Annotated in this window: 15 protein-coding genes and 1 tRNA gene; 7 read left to right on the top strand and 9 right to left on the bottom strand. The window is 54.8% G+C overall.

The features are described 5' to 3' along the window. Nucleotides 1-149 precede the first annotated feature (149 nt). The 5 genes from G7G_RS0107730 to G7G_RS0107710 form a co-directional block, all read right to left on the bottom strand. Nucleotides 150-623 (bottom strand): DUF4381 domain-containing protein, encoded by a 474-nt coding sequence (locus G7G_RS0107730; RefSeq protein WP_010440239.1) that lies wholly within the window; start codon nt 621-623, stop codon nt 150-152. Continuing rightward, nucleotides 620-1,567, bottom strand: coding sequence for a DUF58 domain-containing protein (locus tag G7G_RS0107725; RefSeq protein ID WP_010440238.1), 948 nt, complete (start codon nt 1,565-1,567; stop codon nt 620-622). Before G7G_RS0107725 ends, G7G_RS0107730 begins: the two co-directional genes overlap by 4 nt. 20 nt (nt 1,568-1,587) lie before the next feature. Further along, nucleotides 1,588-2,565, bottom strand: a complete 978-nt coding sequence (locus tag G7G_RS0107720; protein WP_010440237.1) for an AAA family ATPase — start codon at nt 2,563-2,565, stop codon at nt 1,588-1,590. Between the two features lie 114 nt (nt 2,566-2,679). Continuing rightward, the gene (locus tag G7G_RS0107715; protein WP_010440236.1) at nt 2,680-3,816 is read right to left on the bottom strand and encodes an acetoin utilization protein AcuC; all 1,137 of its coding nucleotides are present in this window, start codon (nt 3,814-3,816) and stop codon (nt 2,680-2,682) included. Continuing rightward, the gene (locus G7G_RS0107710; protein WP_037321010.1) at nt 3,791-4,882 is read right to left on the bottom strand and encodes an AI-2E family transporter; all 1,092 of its coding nucleotides are present in this window, start codon (nt 4,880-4,882) and stop codon (nt 3,791-3,793) included. Before G7G_RS0107710 ends, G7G_RS0107715 begins: the two co-directional genes overlap by 26 nt. Before the next feature lie 168 nt (nt 4,883-5,050). On the opposite strand from G7G_RS0107710, the gene G7G_RS0107705 reads away from it, so the two are divergent. The 3 genes from G7G_RS0107705 (at nt 5,051) to G7G_RS24365 (ending at nt 8,098) form a co-directional block, all read left to right on the top strand. Continuing rightward, nucleotides 5,051-5,908 carry a YihY/virulence factor BrkB family protein gene (locus tag G7G_RS0107705; protein ID WP_010440234.1) on the top strand — a complete coding sequence of 286 codons (858 nt, stop codon included), beginning with the start codon at nt 5,051-5,053 and terminating at the stop codon, nt 5,906-5,908. Then, nucleotides 5,908-7,812 carry a cytochrome c3 family protein gene (locus tag G7G_RS0107700; protein WP_010440233.1) on the top strand — a complete coding sequence of 635 codons (1,905 nt, stop codon included), beginning with the start codon at nt 5,908-5,910 and terminating at the stop codon, nt 7,810-7,812. The genes G7G_RS0107705 and G7G_RS0107700 overlap by 1 nt, the downstream gene beginning before the upstream one ends. 91 nt (nt 7,813-7,903) lie before the next feature. Then, nucleotides 7,904-8,098, top strand: coding sequence for a hypothetical protein (locus tag G7G_RS24365; RefSeq protein WP_029621817.1), 195 nt, complete (start codon nt 7,904-7,906; stop codon nt 8,096-8,098). Between the two features lie 19 nt (nt 8,099-8,117). On the opposite strand, the gene G7G_RS0107690 is transcribed toward G7G_RS24365, so the two are convergent. The 3 genes from G7G_RS0107690 to G7G_RS0107680 form a co-directional block, all read right to left on the bottom strand. Further along, nucleotides 8,118-8,771, bottom strand: coding sequence for a leucine-rich repeat domain-containing protein (locus G7G_RS0107690; RefSeq protein ID WP_010440231.1), 654 nt, complete (start codon nt 8,769-8,771; stop codon nt 8,118-8,120). A gap of 155 nt (nt 8,772-8,926) precedes the next feature. Beyond that, the gene (locus tag G7G_RS0107685) at nt 8,927-9,643 is read right to left on the bottom strand and encodes an RlmE family RNA methyltransferase (RefSeq protein WP_010440230.1); all 717 of its coding nucleotides are present in this window, start codon (nt 9,641-9,643) and stop codon (nt 8,927-8,929) included. Continuing rightward, entirely contained in the window at nt 9,643-10,755 is a 1,113-nt protein-coding gene (locus tag G7G_RS0107680; RefSeq protein WP_010440229.1) for a Ppx/GppA phosphatase family protein, read from the bottom strand. The genes G7G_RS0107685 and G7G_RS0107680 overlap by 1 nt, the downstream gene beginning before the upstream one ends. A 241-nt stretch (nt 10,756-10,996) precedes the next feature. Here G7G_RS0107680 and G7G_RS0107675 point away from each other — a divergent pair, with 241 nt between their 5' ends. The 4 genes from G7G_RS0107675 (at nt 10,997) to G7G_RS0107660 (ending at nt 13,492) form a co-directional block, all read left to right on the top strand. Next, the gene (locus G7G_RS0107675) at nt 10,997-11,293 is read left to right on the top strand and encodes a virulence factor (RefSeq protein ID WP_010440228.1); all 297 of its coding nucleotides are present in this window, start codon (nt 10,997-10,999) and stop codon (nt 11,291-11,293) included. 26 nt (nt 11,294-11,319) lie between these two features. Beyond that, nucleotides 11,320-12,246 (top strand): methylenetetrahydrofolate reductase, encoded by a 927-nt coding sequence (locus G7G_RS0107670; protein ID WP_010440227.1) that lies wholly within the window; start codon nt 11,320-11,322, stop codon nt 12,244-12,246. Between the two features lie 9 nt (nt 12,247-12,255). Further along, nucleotides 12,256-13,308 carry a methyltetrahydrofolate cobalamin methyltransferase gene (locus tag G7G_RS0107665; RefSeq protein WP_010440226.1) on the top strand — a complete coding sequence of 351 codons (1,053 nt, stop codon included), beginning with the start codon at nt 12,256-12,258 and terminating at the stop codon, nt 13,306-13,308. Between the two features lie 110 nt (nt 13,309-13,418). Further along, nucleotides 13,419-13,492 (top strand) — tRNA-Gly (locus G7G_RS0107660). Between the two features lie 10 nt (nt 13,493-13,502). On the opposite strand, the gene G7G_RS0107655 is transcribed toward G7G_RS0107660, so the two are convergent. Next, complete coding sequence (locus G7G_RS0107655; RefSeq protein WP_010440225.1) at nt 13,503-14,360, bottom strand: class I SAM-dependent methyltransferase; 858 nt, start codon at nt 14,358-14,360, stop codon at nt 13,503-13,505. Nucleotides 14,361-14,384: the final 24 nt, after the last annotated feature.

The following is a 14,384-nucleotide window of genomic DNA, read 5'->3' as shown; positions in this document are numbered from 1 at the left end:
ATTCGGCTCGACGCCTGCGGCCTGCGCAACGCGTCGAAAGAAGGGAATACGAATTGAAGTGGTTTTTTCGCGATGGGGTAGAGCAAAAAAATAGACCAGCGCCGGAAGCGGAAGTAGCAGAAAAACCCACGGAGCAGCGAAGGAAAACATCACTTTCTCCGATATGGTTTGTGGGCTTTAACCCAATGCCGGGCAAGCTGCGTGACAGCGGGGTTTGGCGGTATGTCTTTATACGGGGCTTCAACTAACGCTCGGAAAACTTCCGAATTTAATGATTTTCTATCAATGGTTTGGGATAGAAAGCTCAGCCAATCTTCGCCATGAATCCCTGCGACCTGCTCGCGAGGATATGCGGCCAACGCAGTACGCCGAAGGATCTCGGCAACCTTGGCCACAGAGATGCCAGGCGATGCGAGTTCTGCCAGCGCGTACCGCCTATAGGCGTTCGCACGCCTGTGCCGCAGTATCAGGACTGTAGCGACCGAAAAAAATGCCAGCAGGATGACAGCGACCACGACCCATCCCCAGGTCTGGGGCATCATTGAAATAGTTTCAGGTTTTGGCGCTGGTTCTAGCATATCCAACAGATCAACCAGAGATTTTCCTGTGGTATCGATGCTCATCGCCGACCTCCGCGGTGCCCGAATAAGCGCAATAGCTGATCCAAAGCCGGTTCAGAGGTTGTCATAGGAACTACCGGAAAACCATATCGTCGGGACCATGTGTGCAGTTGTGCTAACCTATCCTCCATGGATTTTCGAATTTTGTCTGATAACTCAGGGTCGGAACTGTCGATTTCAATCTGCTCGCTACCATCTGAGACCGTCATCTTCAGGTTAGGCGCGAGGGTCTTTGCAGTTGGATCCGCGATATTGAAAACGATCAAATCGTTTGAGAACGCCAGTTGACGCAACAAATTCTCCGATCTTTCATTGAGCCCGTCGCAGTCTGAGAACAGGCAAATTAGTCCACTGGTTTGGGTGATGCGGGTCGCCTCAAAAAGCATGTCATTCAGAAACACGGTTGGCTGTGGGGTCAAACCTGCATGCAAGCAGGAATTTGCTGTTCCGATGGAGGACAAGAACCGCGTAAGGGCTGCCGCGCGGCGCTGTGGTCTGTGCTCGGCAACGTCTGTATCGCTGAATACGAGACCTCCAACACGATCGCCTTGACCAAGAATTCGATGCGCAGAAATTGCTGCGGCTTCGGCAGCGATGACAGATTTCATATAGACTTCTGTTCCGAAGAACATCGATATGCGCTGATCGACCAACAGCAGGGCAGGGCGATCACGTTCTTCGGTGTAGACTCTAACATGGGGCTTTCCGGTTCGTGCAGTGACCTTCCAGTCGATGGTTCGGATATCGTCGCCCGGCAAATAGCCACGCAATTCTTCAAAATTCAGGCCGCGACCACGCAGACGCGAGGCGTGACGACCATTCAGGATCGAGCGCGCGGGTTGACGCGGTAACAGGCTGAGTGCCTGCGATCTGGGGCCCAATTGCAATAGATGGTCCGCGTCGACACGGACGCGTGGGTCGTTCGGATATGGCGCAGTCAGGGTCATGCAGCCGTTTTCCTTAGCGATTAGGGAAGCGCCACCAGGCGAAGGAGTTCTGCGATCACGTCATCTGCGGATTTGCCTGATCCTTGTGCTTCGAAACTGAGTGTAACGCGATGACGAAATACGTCATGCGCAATGGCGCGGATGTCTGCAGGGTCGACATAATCGCGTTCGTTCATCCAGGCATGGGCGCGCCCGCATTTGTCCAACGCCAGTGAGGCGCGTGGACTGGCGCCGATCTCAATCCAACTCGCGAGTTCGAGGCTCAAAGCTTCGGGCGTACGCGTCGCCTGCACGAGGTCGGCCATATAACGATCCATCGCGTCAGACACATGGATTTGACCGATCTCTGACCTTGCCGCAAAGATGGCTTCCTGTGGTATCGCGGCTGGAGTTTCACGCGCCCCACCTTTGTTGGCAGCAAGATCTTCGCCCCGGACCAGGCGAATAACTTCAACCTCGTCTTCGACGGGGGGGTAAGTGATTTGAACATGCATCAGGAATCGATCCATCTGTGCTTCGGGCAGTGGGTAGGTACCTTCCTGTTCGATGGGGTTCTGGGTGGCCATAACGATAAACAGAGGATCCATTTTATGCGTGGTTCCTGAAACAGTGACCTGCCGTTCCTCCATCGCTTCCAGCAACGCCGCCTGCACCTTGGCGGGCGCACGGTTGATTTCATCCGCTAGTACGATGTTCGCAAAAATCGGTCCCGGTTCGAACTTGAACTCACCCCCCGCATCGGTCTGCTGGAATATCTCGGTCCCAGTCACATCCGAAGGCAGTAAGTCCGGCGTAAACTGAATGCGGCTAAAGCTTGCATCCATATTCTTCGCCATTGCCTTGACCGCGCGTGTCTTGGCCAGACCAGGCAGGCCCTCGATCAAAAGGTTACCATTGGCCAAGAGACCGATCAGCAGGCGATCAATCACCTCGATCTGGCCAATGATCGATTGGCCCATACGGGATCTGAGATCCATAATCTGGTTGAGTGCGCTCATAACAATTGTCCCGTAATAGCCCGAAATACCGGTCTCGCGTTCTATCGTCTGCGATGGCCGAGAGTCGGGATCTTGAAGTAATGATAGAACGTTAGCAGGGCGAAGTTGCTCAGACTACAATGAATTCCGAGTTCTGAGTTTTTGAATATCACTCTTTAACTCCTCGCGGATGGGCCCGGGATTACTGGGATCACGTAGTGTCGTTGCCCAGTGGGTTGGTCGGTCGCGACCGGTCTTTCGGTTCCAACTCAGCGCGTTTAGGATAGATTGCTGTTCTTCTGTCAGATGAGAAGGGATTTCATATCCGTTCAGGGTCGCCCAAACACCGCTCCACAGACGGCCGACAGACCAAGGATTATAACCTCCGCCACCCAAGATCAAAAACCGAGGTGTTAAGTGTTGGAGGCTGGAAACGGCACGCCAGTGCGCATTGTTTGACAATGCGAGGCGCGATAGTGGGTCTTCGGTGACGGCGTCGGCACCGCATTGTAGGATAATGGCTTGTGGGTGGAAAGCCTTAGTTACAGGAAGAATCATCCCCTCCAGAATGGCTTGGAATTCATCGTCATTTAGACCTCGATCAACAGGTAAATTCCATGCGGCGCCACCTGCGTCATCTTCCAGTAGTCCGGTAAAGGGCCATCTGCGCGCCTCATGAATCGAAATTATGCGCACCATTGACGAACCGTGAAACGCAGCCTCGACGCCATCGCAATGATGGGCGTCGATGTCTATGTAGACAATTCGTTCAAGCCCAAGATCAAGCAGTCTGAAGATCGCGAGAACTGGATCGTTTAGGTAACAGAAGCCGTTGGCGCGACTTTCCAATCCATGATGCGTACCTCCTGCTGGGTTGAACACAATACCACCGTTCCAAATTAACTCGGCTCCCAGCATCGATCCTCCGGCGGCAGTGGCTGGCCGTCGATACATTTCTCCAAATACCGGATTGGACAATGTGCCCAGACCAAATCTGCGTTTTACCTCGTCGGAGACCGACTGTGTTTTTTCGGCGTTTATTAATGCTGAAATGTAAGCAGGTGAATGAAATCGCTGCAGTGCCTTAGGTTTGGCACACGGGCTGGTCCGATAGTTCTGCGAGTTCAGCCAACCCATCGATCTGCAGAGGTCAATCACAGTAGAAACGCGCGGGATTGCAAGTGGGTGTTTTGCGCCATAGCTCGAGGTGCGATAGATTTCCGAGCCTATGAAGATGGGGCGAGGTCTATTGTTTGTCGTCAACACGCGCATGGCTGTCATCGCCCAATTGACCATCCAGCGACATCAGAACGGCAACAGGCCTGAGTGCTGGAATATGACTGAATATAATCAGGATACACACCGTTAAGGGCACGCTCAGAAACGCTCCGATCAAACCCCAGACTGTGGTCCAGAATGTCAGTGCCAATATGACAAGAAAGGTCGACATATTCAGAGACCGGCCAAGCATGGCTGGGTCTAGGAAATTGCCGATCACAAATTGCAGCGTGCCACAGCCCAGGACGATGACAAGGAATGGTCCAATGGTTTCAAATTGTACCAATGCAATCATCGACGGAAAGATCACGGCAATAATCGAACCGATGGACGGGATGAAATTCAGCGCGAATGTTAGAACGGCCCATGTCTCGGCATATTCCAGTCCCAGTGCCTTAAATATTGAATAGCTTATGAGGGCCGTGATCAGGCTGATCAAAGTCTTCACCCCGACATAGCGCTGCAGACTGTACGAGATAGCATCCAAAACCGAAGCCAGATCAGCGCCGAGCTGCGGGTTGCCTGCCGCAATTTGGATTTTCTTGCGAAATGCCAGGCGCTCAGCCATTAGAAATGCGACATACAGGCTGATCAGGAAAAACTGGTTCAGTAGTGATGTGGCGCTGCCCAGCAAAAGCCGTGCAACATAGGACATATCGATGCTGACCAAATTGTCCCGAATGAAGGTGGTGACGTCATTTCCGACCAATCCGGTAATTCTGTGCACCGCACCATCAAACTGGCTTTCATAGGTGTTGATTGAACGCGCAAACTGCGTGGCCTGACTGCCAAGAATATACATGATCATGAACAAGCCTGCCAAAACGACTGTAACTCCGGCTAAGTTCGCGATCCAGATTGGTACACGTGTCACCGCGATGACCCGATCGCTGAGGGCCAGGATCAGAACATTGATCAACAGTGCCATGGTCAACGGCACCAGAAAATTCGCCCCAGCATAGAGGCCAAGCACCACAAGAGTGGCCACGATCACAACATCCCTCAATACGCCCAACTGCAGGCGCGCTCTGGATGGGCTATTTTCGGGATCAGAGGTCATGAGTTGGCCTGGGTCTGCTTGCCGCTGGTGCGTGTTTGAGAACATCTTGCACGATCCTGCACAGGCTTACCAGTTTATGCAATCCATACAGATGGTTAAGCGCCGGAATTCCTTACAAATGGCGAATTGGCGGTTCTGCCAGCGCAAAAGGCGCGTTAGGCTGTGGCGATGTCACGTGTATCGATTCTCTCATCCAATCAGTTTCTGCGCGCGCTCTGGCTTGCTGTTCGTCGGTTCAATGACAAAGACGGTTTTGTCATGAGCAGCCATGTGGCGATGTCACTGATGATGGCTCTGTTTCCGTTTGTTCTGTTCACAGTGGCGTTGGCGGGGGCTTTGTCACAGGGATATGTGACGGACGAACTGATCGAGCTGATTTTTGGTGCCTGGCCCAAAGATGTCGCCGATCCGATTGTTTCTGAGTTGCGGGCTGTGCTGGCTGGTGCCGGGTCGGGCGTGATCACATTGGGCGGTTTGTTAGCGATCTACTTCGCATCCAATGGTGTTGCTGCCGTACGTCGCGCCATGACGCAAGCCTATCATGACAAAGATATCTGGCCGTTCTGGAAAACCCGGCTGTTGTGTTTTGCGCTTGTTATTATCGGTGGGGCCGCAATTTTGGCCATCGCAGCGGTTGAGGTGGTTTTGCCTGTCTACACGCGTCTGGTCTCGGAAAAGACGGCTGTTGATGTTGATAACTGGCTGTCCGTTGACCGCCTGCGATGGACGTTCACCGTTGCAGTACCGGCAGGCACAGTTATTCTGGCTCATCTGATCTTACCCACACGGCGGCACAGGCTTTCGCAAATACTTCCGGGGGTCATCCTGACCTTGGCATTGTGGGCTGCAGGTGGATGGGGGTTTTCGATCTATATCGCCCAGTTTGCCACCTATAGCGCGACCTATGCGGGCCTCGCAGGGGCAATGGCAGCGCTGATTTTCCTCTACCTGTGTTCTGCCATGCTGATCCTGGGTGCCGAGTATAACGGGGCCTTGATAGACTTAAAAAATGCGGAAACCAATTGATGTACTTCCGCAAGTTCATTCTGATTGCGATCCTGTGGGCAACAACGCCGACTGGCTGGGCACAGGAATATGTCGGATCCGAACTGTGCGCAGATTGCCATCAAGACGAAACTGAAGCCTGGAAAGGGTCACATCACGATCTCGCTTGGACCGAGGTAGAAGATGGCCAAGTTCTGGCTGATTTCGATGGGACCAGCTTTTCCCATGATGGGATGAGCGTTTCTTTCGTGGATAAAAACGGCGTTCTTTCGGCGCAAGTCACCGAAAAAGATGGCGTTATCACCGACTATCCGGTGCATTCGGTGGTCGGCATTGCGCCGTTGCAGCAATACCTCTTTGAAACTGGACCAGGCAGATTACAGAGTTTCGATGTCGTCTGGGACACGGTAGAAAGCCGCTGGTATCACCTCTATCCAGAACAGGATTTACCACCGAATGACGGGCTGCATTGGACAGGGCCGTACAAGAACTGGAACGCGCGCTGTGCCGAGTGCCATGCGACCGGTTACGTGAAGAATTACGATGCCGAGACAAGGCGCTATGCGTCGACACAAGTTGAAATCGGCGTCGGTTGTGAGGCTTGTCACGGGCCAGGATCAGCGCATCTTGAGTGGACGACTGGCAAAACGCTTGACGACGGGTTGGGCGCGTTTGGATTTCCAATCGAATTGGGCAAGGGGCAAACCGAGGCAGACATCCAGCAATGCGCCGGGTGCCATTCTCGGCGCGAGGCGCTGGAGGATGGTAATCCGGTCCCCGGTACGCCTTTTCATGACGCACATAATTTAGCTGTCCTGCGACCGGGCGCTTACCACCCGGATGGGCAGATTTTGGACGAGGTCTACGTATATGGTTCGTTCCTTCAGTCGCGCATGTATGCTGAGGGGGTAGGATGCATGGATTGCCATGATCCTCACCGGGCCGAGGTAAAAGCGGAAGGGAATGGCTTGTGCACGCAGTGTCATTCGCCCGCTGGAAATTCGGAATTCCCAACCCTTCGATTGGCCAGTTATGACACGCCCGAACACCATCACCATGCAGAAAACTCTGATGGCTCCCAATGCAAGAACTGCCACATGATCGAGCGAGTCTATATGGGCGTGGACGGCAGGCACGATCACAGTTTCCGAATCCCCCGACCGGATTTGGGGCTTGGAGTTGACGCTTGCACCGATTGTCATGCGGAAGAGGGGCAGCCCTGGGCTGCGCAACAGATTTCTGACTGGTTCCCAAACTCTGCCCATCGAACCGTTCATTATGGTACAGCGTTTGCTGCGGTGAGCATTGGTCAATTGGACGATCCCGAAGCGTTAATCGCGATCGCTTTGGACAAAGAGCAGGCAGGAATTGTCCGCGCGACTGCACTCTATCTGCTGCAACCCTTTGCGACGCCTGTACTTGCGCAGCGGGTAGCACCGCTGTTATCCGATCCGGATCCGCTGGTTCGCGCCAATGGGCCGGTTTTGCAACGCCAAGCGCCAATGCCGGAACGTGTTGCACGGCTTGAGCCGCTATTGTCAGACCCCTTGCGCAATGTCCGAATTTCGGCAGCCAAGGAGTTTCTTGCCATCCCTGCACAAGCCATGACGCAGGATCAACGGGCGGTCGCTCAGCAGGGTATGGCCGACTGGCAGCGCAGTATCTCGCATCGCCTGGACTTTCCTGAAACCCACTTAGTGTTGGGAGGCTGGGCACTGACGCTGCGAAATGCCCAAGCCGCAGAAAAGGCGTTCCGAGAGGTTGTGACGCTAGATCCACAACGGTCTGAGGCCTGGCCGATGCTGGTACAGCTGGCCCACATAAATCGTGGTCCACAGGCAGCGATTGCGACATTGGACGAGGCTTTATCCATCCTTCCAGATGATCCGAGCTTAAATCAGTTGGCTCGCGATATGGGGCGGTAACAGGCACCAATCCGGCAGATTTACGCCACGTTACGGGCCCATTTGTTGGTTAGACACCGATGCCAGCACTTGGACTGTCAACAGGTGATGTATGCCGGAGCGCACAGCTACTATCATAAAGCCGATTTCTGCTGATCGGAAAACAACGTTGGATCAGCGCATTGAAGAACTTCGCGTGCGCGAGCCTGTCGATATAAATCATGGAGAGGCAATCTTGTTTCAGGGGATTGCGACGGCGTCACTCAAGAAACAGCGTATTGCTCAGGGTAAGATCGATCTGGACTAGGGCAGCGACCGGACAAACCCTAAAGCCCAAGCTTTTCTCGCAAACGCGATAGGTGCTGCATCATGTTGTACTGCCAGCCCGGTTGATAATTTTGTCGGAAACCAGAACCGCCTGACAACTGAAGAAATGGACGTTCCTGCAAGATCGCAAATTGTTCACCAGACCCGTCGAGTGCGTGACTGTTGTGAAGATTTAGCCAATTCAGGTTCTCGATTTGTAAAACAGGCACCAGCGTTTCAATTTGGGTATTGCCGATATCAAGGCGTTCAAGCGATGGCAGTGTCGCGAGAGGAGAAACATCAGAAACCCAGGTATCATGGAGGTAAACCAGCTTTAGGTTCGGTAAACCGTTAAGTGGGCTAAGATCGGAGACCCGCGTCATGTTCACGTCAAGCCGCTCGAGCGTTGCGTTCCCTTCCAGCCCGGTCAGATCACTTAAATTGGTTCCCCGTGCATTCAGAGATTTGAGATTCGGAATATCCGGGATGTTGGCCGGCAGCTTTCGAAGTTCAGTAAGATCTTTGAAATCAAGATCGTTCGTTCCCGCAGAAACGACATCTTTAACCCGCTGCTCGGCTATCAGTAGTTGTTGGTTTGCAGTTTTCTGCAGCTTGTACTGCCAGGCGGCCAACGCAATCAGGGCAATAATAAGTGCTAGGACAGTTTTTCTCATGTGATCGGCGGATAAAACGACAATGCGGCCAATCTATGACCGTGTAGCGCAGCGCGAATTGCAGGCAATCACGGTAAACCGCTACGTGTCGTGCTAGAGGACTAAGTCGCCATCCGAGAATTAAAGTTGGTTAAAAATCTTAACCTTACAGCCGCTTAGCCACGGAAACCGGTGGCGACAACGAATTTTTCTGAGCTGTCCGAGCGTGACGCGGGTGGCTTTACATTGGCCACCTTGTTGAATTTCTGCTTGAGCAGCTTCTGAAGGTCTCCCTCGGCCCCGCCTGCAAGAACTTTTGCGACGAAGGTGCCACCTTCTTCCAGCACATCAAACGCAAAATAGGCTGCCGTTTCGCACAAGGCCATAATCCTAAGGTGATCGGTCTGCTTGTGGCCTGAGGAGGCAGCCGCCATGTCGGACATGACCACATCCGCTTTGCCGCCCAGCCAGTCTTTGACCTTCTGGTCGGCATCATCTTCCATGAAATCAAGCACATGTGCGGTGGCCCCCGCAACGGGTTCGACCTCTTGAAGATCGACACCTAGAACCGTGCCAATACGCTTACCGCTCTTCTCGCCCAGTGCGTTAACACGTTGCACTGCAACCTGCAGCCAGCCACCGGGTGCACAACCCAGATCAACCACGCGCGCGCCGGGCACAAGGAACCGGAATTTATCGTCTAGCTCCAGTATCTTGAACGCTGCGCGTCCGCGATACCCTTCGGCCTGCGCCCGCTTGACATAAGGGTCGTTCAACTGCCGCTCAAGCCAGCGGGTTGAACTGAGCTTGCGCCCGCGCGCTGTCTTAACCTTAACCTTTAGGTCACGCTGCCCACGGCCTGAACTGTTTTTTCCACTCGGTGTCTTCGCCATCAGAATGGTCCGTCTTCCAATACACCGTCCGCGCTCATTTGTGCATACAGCAGACCTTCGCGTAACCCCCGATCCGCCACAGAAAGGCGATCGGTGGGCCAGCAGCGCAACAACGCCTGCAAAATGGCCGAGCCGGACATGATTAGAGCCTGCCGATCTTCTCCGATCCGGGGATCACGGCGGCGCCCACGAGGGCCGAGTTCTAGATAGCCTCGTATGACCTTGTCAATCTGATCGCTGGTCATTCGCAATCCGTCCACCTTGGTTCGGTCATAGCGTTTTAGACCCAGATGCGAAGCAGCCACCGTGGTGACGGTTCCGCTAGTGCCCACGATCTGGAACCCCTCGCGAGCCTGTTCGTCTTTGTAAGGTGCAAAATCAGCAAGGTTTTCTTCAAAGAACCAGCTCATCAGCGCAAATCGCGCTGCATCGTCTTCGACGTCGTTGAACTGGTCCCGCAAAGTGGCCACTCCCAACGGTACACTGATCCAGTCCACGACTTTGGCCGCAGGAAAAGGGCTATCGGCGGTATGGAAGCCGTTATGCAGCCGCATGATCGAGGCAGGTCGGTCGCGGCGCGGAACCGAGGATATATCGATCCACACCAACTCAGTCGAACCGCCGCCAATGTCCACGACCAACAATTGCTCGGTTTTGGTTGATACCAGCGGCGCGCAGGAAATGACGGCCAGGCGCGCTTCTTCCTCGGGCTGAATGATGTCAAGCGTCAGGCCAGTTTCACGTTTGACCTGGCGGATGAAGTCGCGCGAGTTCTTGGCACGACGACAGGCCTCGGTCGCGATCAAGCGCATGCGCTTGACCTTGTTCCGTTTCAGCTTTTGCTGACAGATTCGAAGGGCTTGTACCGTACGCGCCATAGACGCCCGCGACAATCGTCCGGTGCGTTCCAGACCAGCGCCGAGTTGCACTGATTTGGAGAAACTGTCTACCACATGAAAGCCACTGCCCTTGGGCTGGGCGATCAACATGCGGCAGCTATTTGTCCCCAAATCCAGCGCCGCATATAACGCATCTGGATCGGGTCTTGCCGGCGCGGGGCTTTCGACCGCTTTCGGGAACGCGCCCGCACCTTTGGGACGCTTGGGCGCCATCTGAAACGCCCTCCGATTTTCGAGTTACCCCGACCATAGGTCGCGCTTTTCAATCACGCAAGACACTCATTAAAGTCATGAGGATTTTGATGTTCGGTTTCGAGGCAGGGGTCTTTAAAAGCAGCGATATCCGATCCTGGGCAAAAAGGTCGCTGCAAATACGCCGTGTGTCGAAAATCGACCGACCTCCGCCCATATTGAAGTTTAGAACCGGCCCATCGGGTTAGGAGGAATCACAGTTATGCCTGACGTCACCATCGTATACTGGCGCGACATTCCCGCTCAGGTCATCGTCGGCAAAGGCCGTCGTGGCGCCAAGCGGCAATTGGAAGAGCGGTTTGAACAAGCCATCGACCGGGCCGCAATGAAGGTGAACGCCAAGGATAGTGATGCCTATCTGGCCGAGTGGCGCAAAGCCGAACCTTTCGCGGTTGAGGGCGACCCGTCCGAGATTGCCGAGGCCGAGGCCGCGCGCCTGGAAACGGAATACGATCAGGACCGAATCAAGTCCCTGATCGCCAATGACGGTTGGGCATGAGCCCCAGATCTTTATGGGAGGCCGCTATGGCTTTGCTGAACTTCAAGAAACGTGATGCGGTCGAAAACGGCCCTGTGAACCCGACCGTCGAAGCCTTTCTGCAGGGCTATTCGATCGAGGTAATGCCGCGCACCGCCGAAAAAGTCGAAGACTTCCGTGCGCTGCTGCCCGAAGGCACACGCGTTTACATCGCCCATATCGAGGGCACGCCAATTGAAGACATGGTCAAAACGGCCAAGCGCATTGAGGCTGAAGGTTACCCTGTCATGCCGCACTTCCCTGCGCGGATCATCAAGGATGCGGCGACTCTGGAAAACTGGATTTCGATGTACCAGGGCGAGGCGGGCGTTGAACAAGCGCTGCTGCTCGCCGGTGGTGTCGCGACCCCTCACGGCGATTTCGACAGCTCGATGCAATTGCTGGAAACTGGCTTGTTCGACAAGGCTGGATTCAAGCGTCTTCACGTTGCCGGTCACCCCGAGGGGAACAAGGACATCGACCCCGACGGCTCGACCAAGAATGTCGATGATGCGCTGCGTTGGAAGCAAAAATTCAGCGAAACAACAGATGCGGAAATGACGCTGGCCACTCAGTTTGCGTTTGATGCCAAGCCGATCATCGCCTGGGCAGACAGCCTGAAAGAGGCTGGCATTGATATCCCAGTCCATATCGGTATCGCGGGCCCTGCCAAGCTGCAGACTCTGATTAAATTCGCCATTGCTTGCGGTGTAGGCCCGTCGCTGAAAGTTCTGCAAAAGCGCGCAATGGATGTGTCCAAACTGCTGCTGCCTTACGAGCCGACTGACGTAATCACCGAACTGGCCAACCACAAAGCGGCCAACCCGGATTTCAACATCACCAACGTCCACTTCTTCCCGCTTGGCGGCATCAAAACCAACGCCAACTGGGCGATCAACAACGGCGGCGCTTCGGCAAAGCCAGCAAACTCCTAAGGAACGGACATGACCCGTACAGTCGTCGAATCAAAAACAAAAACAGCCGTTCTGGGCTTTGATGAACCGTTCTGCGTGATCGGAGAGCGGATCAACCCGACAGGCCGCAAGAAACTGGCCGCCGAATTGGAAGCGGGCGATTTCTCAACCGTTGAGAAAGACGCATTGGCGCAGGTTATGGCGGGCGCGACCGTTTTGGATATCAACGCGGGAGTTGTTTACAACTCGAACCCCAACCCAAACGAGACCGAGCCGCCGCTGATGCGCAAGATTGTCGAACTGGTGCAGGGTCTGGTTGACGTACCGCTGTGCATCGACAGCTCGGTTCCGGGTGCGCTAGAAGCCGGTCTGGCAGCCGCAGAGGGCCGTCCGCTGCTAAACTCGGTCACGGGCGAAGAAGAGCGTCTGGAACTGGTTCTGCCGCTGGTAAAGAAATACAACGTACCGGTTGTGGCGATCTCGAACGATGACACCGGTATTTCGGAAGACCCCGATGTGCGTTTTGCCGTCGCCAAGACCATCGTTGAGCGCGCAGCGGATCATGGTATCCCTGCACATGACATCGTGGTCGACCCGCTGGTCATGCCGATCGGTGCGATGGCAACTGCAGGCCAGCAGGTGTTCGCTCTGGTCCGTCGTTTGCGCGAAGAGCTGGGTGTGAATACCACTTGTGGCGCGTCCAACATCTCGTTCGGGCTGCCGAACCGTCACGGTATCAACAATGCTTTCCTGCCGATGGCAATGGGCGCTGGCATGACGTCGGCGATCATGAACCCGGTTGCTTTGCCGGTAACGCAGAAGAAGATTGCCGAGAAGAAGGAACAGGTTGCCGCCGCTGGCATCATCCTGCCTGAAGGCATGGATGACGAAACCTTCGTTCAGATGTTCGGCCTGGGTTCGACCAAACCGCGCGCTGGTAAAGAGATGGAGGCCATCCGCGCCGCAAATCTTCTTACAAACAATGACCCGCATGGTGGTGAATGGATCAGGTCCAACAAAGCGCCTGAGGAAGCCGGTGGCGCAGGTGGGCGTCGGGGCGGTGGACGTCGTCGTCGCGCTTAAACTATGGAAAACAACAGATTGGGCCGGGTCTTTGACCCGGCTCTTTCGTTTTTGTCGGCACTGGTTTGGCTTGAACCCTGGTCAGGACAAGTGATAGTCAATTCTTAGCGGCGGGTATGATGTAATGGTAGCCTGTCAGCTTCCCAAGCTGAACGCGCGGGTTCGATTCCCGCTACCCGCTCCAACTCTATCGATCAACTCGATACACGCGCCTGCAGCAGGTTGATGACTGCTGGAACCTGTACGCCTTTTGATGTCTGGAATGCGTCAAACTCTTCGGCCACGTCACGCACGACGGCATCAACATCCTCCTGTGTACCTTTGAAATGGGCGATCACTCGCGCGGCGGGGCCGACCCGGGTACACAAAAGAGCGGCGTCTTCAACGGATGCAGGGGCGGTGAGCGCTAGGGGGACTGCCTCGACCCGGATATCGTTCAAACCGGCCTGCGCCATCAGGTTCGAAACCCTGTCACGGTCATGGAATGCTAAAGGGCCGGGTGCATTCCGGTCCACCTTGGGTGGTTGTCCCAACCGTTTGACGGCGGCGACATGCGGGATCTTGAACCAAGGGTTCTCTGACAGACCACCCCAGGCTGCAAAGGTTATCTGACCGCCCGGTTTTAAGGCCCGAGCCATATTGGCGAAGGCTGCTACGGGATCGGTGAAGAACATCACTCCAAACCGCGAGATCATTGCATCAAAACCGCCTGACGAAAGCTCAGCGATCTGAGCGTCGGCATATGTGAAATCGAGATTGTCGAGCTTCGCCTCGTCTGCGCGCATCCGCGCTCGTTCGAGAAATTGTTCCGAAATATCAATGCCCAGAACATGCCCCTTGGGTCCAACCTGCTGCGCGGCCCGGAGCGCACTTGCCCCGGTGCCGCAGCCGATATCGATGACGCGCATTCCCTCGGCTAGTGTGGCGCGATCGAAAACCAGATCCAGTACGGGCGCGAATAGATGGTCCAACTGATCCTCGAAGGTCAGCCAGCGCGTGCCCATTTCGGACTTGCCCCAGAATTCTTCCTGATCTCCGTTGATTGTCAGCATCGCGCCCTCCAGGATTTGAAGGGA

Origin of the sequence: Ruegeria conchae (genome assembly GCF_000192475.1) — a bacterium.
Lineage (GTDB): Bacteria > Pseudomonadota > Alphaproteobacteria > Rhodobacterales > Rhodobacteraceae > Ruegeria > Ruegeria conchae.
This window is presented reverse-complemented; position numbering and strand designations above follow the sequence as displayed.

Coding starts and splice junctions, on each gene's coding strand:
- G7G_RS0107730 (WP_010440239.1), bottom strand. CDS start 623: ATGAGCATCGATACCACAGGAAAATCTCTGGTTGATCTGTTGGATATG.
- G7G_RS0107725 (WP_010440238.1), bottom strand. CDS start 1,567: ATGACCCTGACTGCGCCATATCCGAACGACCCACGCGTCCGTGTCGAC.
- G7G_RS0107720 (WP_010440237.1), bottom strand. CDS start 2,565: ATGAGCGCACTCAACCAGATTATGGATCTCAGATCCCGTATGGGCCAA.
- G7G_RS0107715 (WP_010440236.1), bottom strand. CDS start 3,816: ATGCGCGTGTTGACGACAAACAATAGACCTCGCCCCATCTTCATAGGC.
- G7G_RS0107710 (WP_037321010.1), bottom strand. CDS start 4,882: ATGACCTCTGATCCCGAAAATAGCCCATCCAGAGCGCGCCTGCAGTTG.
- G7G_RS0107705 (WP_010440234.1), top strand. CDS start 5,051: ATGTCACGTGTATCGATTCTCTCATCCAATCAGTTTCTGCGCGCGCTC.
- G7G_RS0107700 (WP_010440233.1), top strand. CDS start 5,908: ATGTACTTCCGCAAGTTCATTCTGATTGCGATCCTGTGGGCAACAACG.
- G7G_RS24365 (WP_029621817.1), top strand. CDS start 7,904: ATGCCGGAGCGCACAGCTACTATCATAAAGCCGATTTCTGCTGATCGG.
- G7G_RS0107690 (WP_010440231.1), bottom strand. CDS start 8,771: ATGAGAAAAACTGTCCTAGCACTTATTATTGCCCTGATTGCGTTGGCC.
- G7G_RS0107685 (WP_010440230.1), bottom strand. CDS start 9,643: ATGGCGAAGACACCGAGTGGAAAAAACAGTTCAGGCCGTGGGCAGCGT.
- G7G_RS0107680 (WP_010440229.1), bottom strand. CDS start 10,755: ATGGCGCCCAAGCGTCCCAAAGGTGCGGGCGCGTTCCCGAAAGCGGTC.
- G7G_RS0107675 (WP_010440228.1), top strand. CDS start 10,997: ATGCCTGACGTCACCATCGTATACTGGCGCGACATTCCCGCTCAGGTC.
- G7G_RS0107670 (WP_010440227.1), top strand. CDS start 11,320: ATGGCTTTGCTGAACTTCAAGAAACGTGATGCGGTCGAAAACGGCCCT.
- G7G_RS0107665 (WP_010440226.1), top strand. CDS start 12,256: ATGACCCGTACAGTCGTCGAATCAAAAACAAAAACAGCCGTTCTGGGC.
- G7G_RS0107655 (WP_010440225.1), bottom strand. CDS start 14,360: ATGCTGACAATCAACGGAGATCAGGAAGAATTCTGGGGCAAGTCCGAA.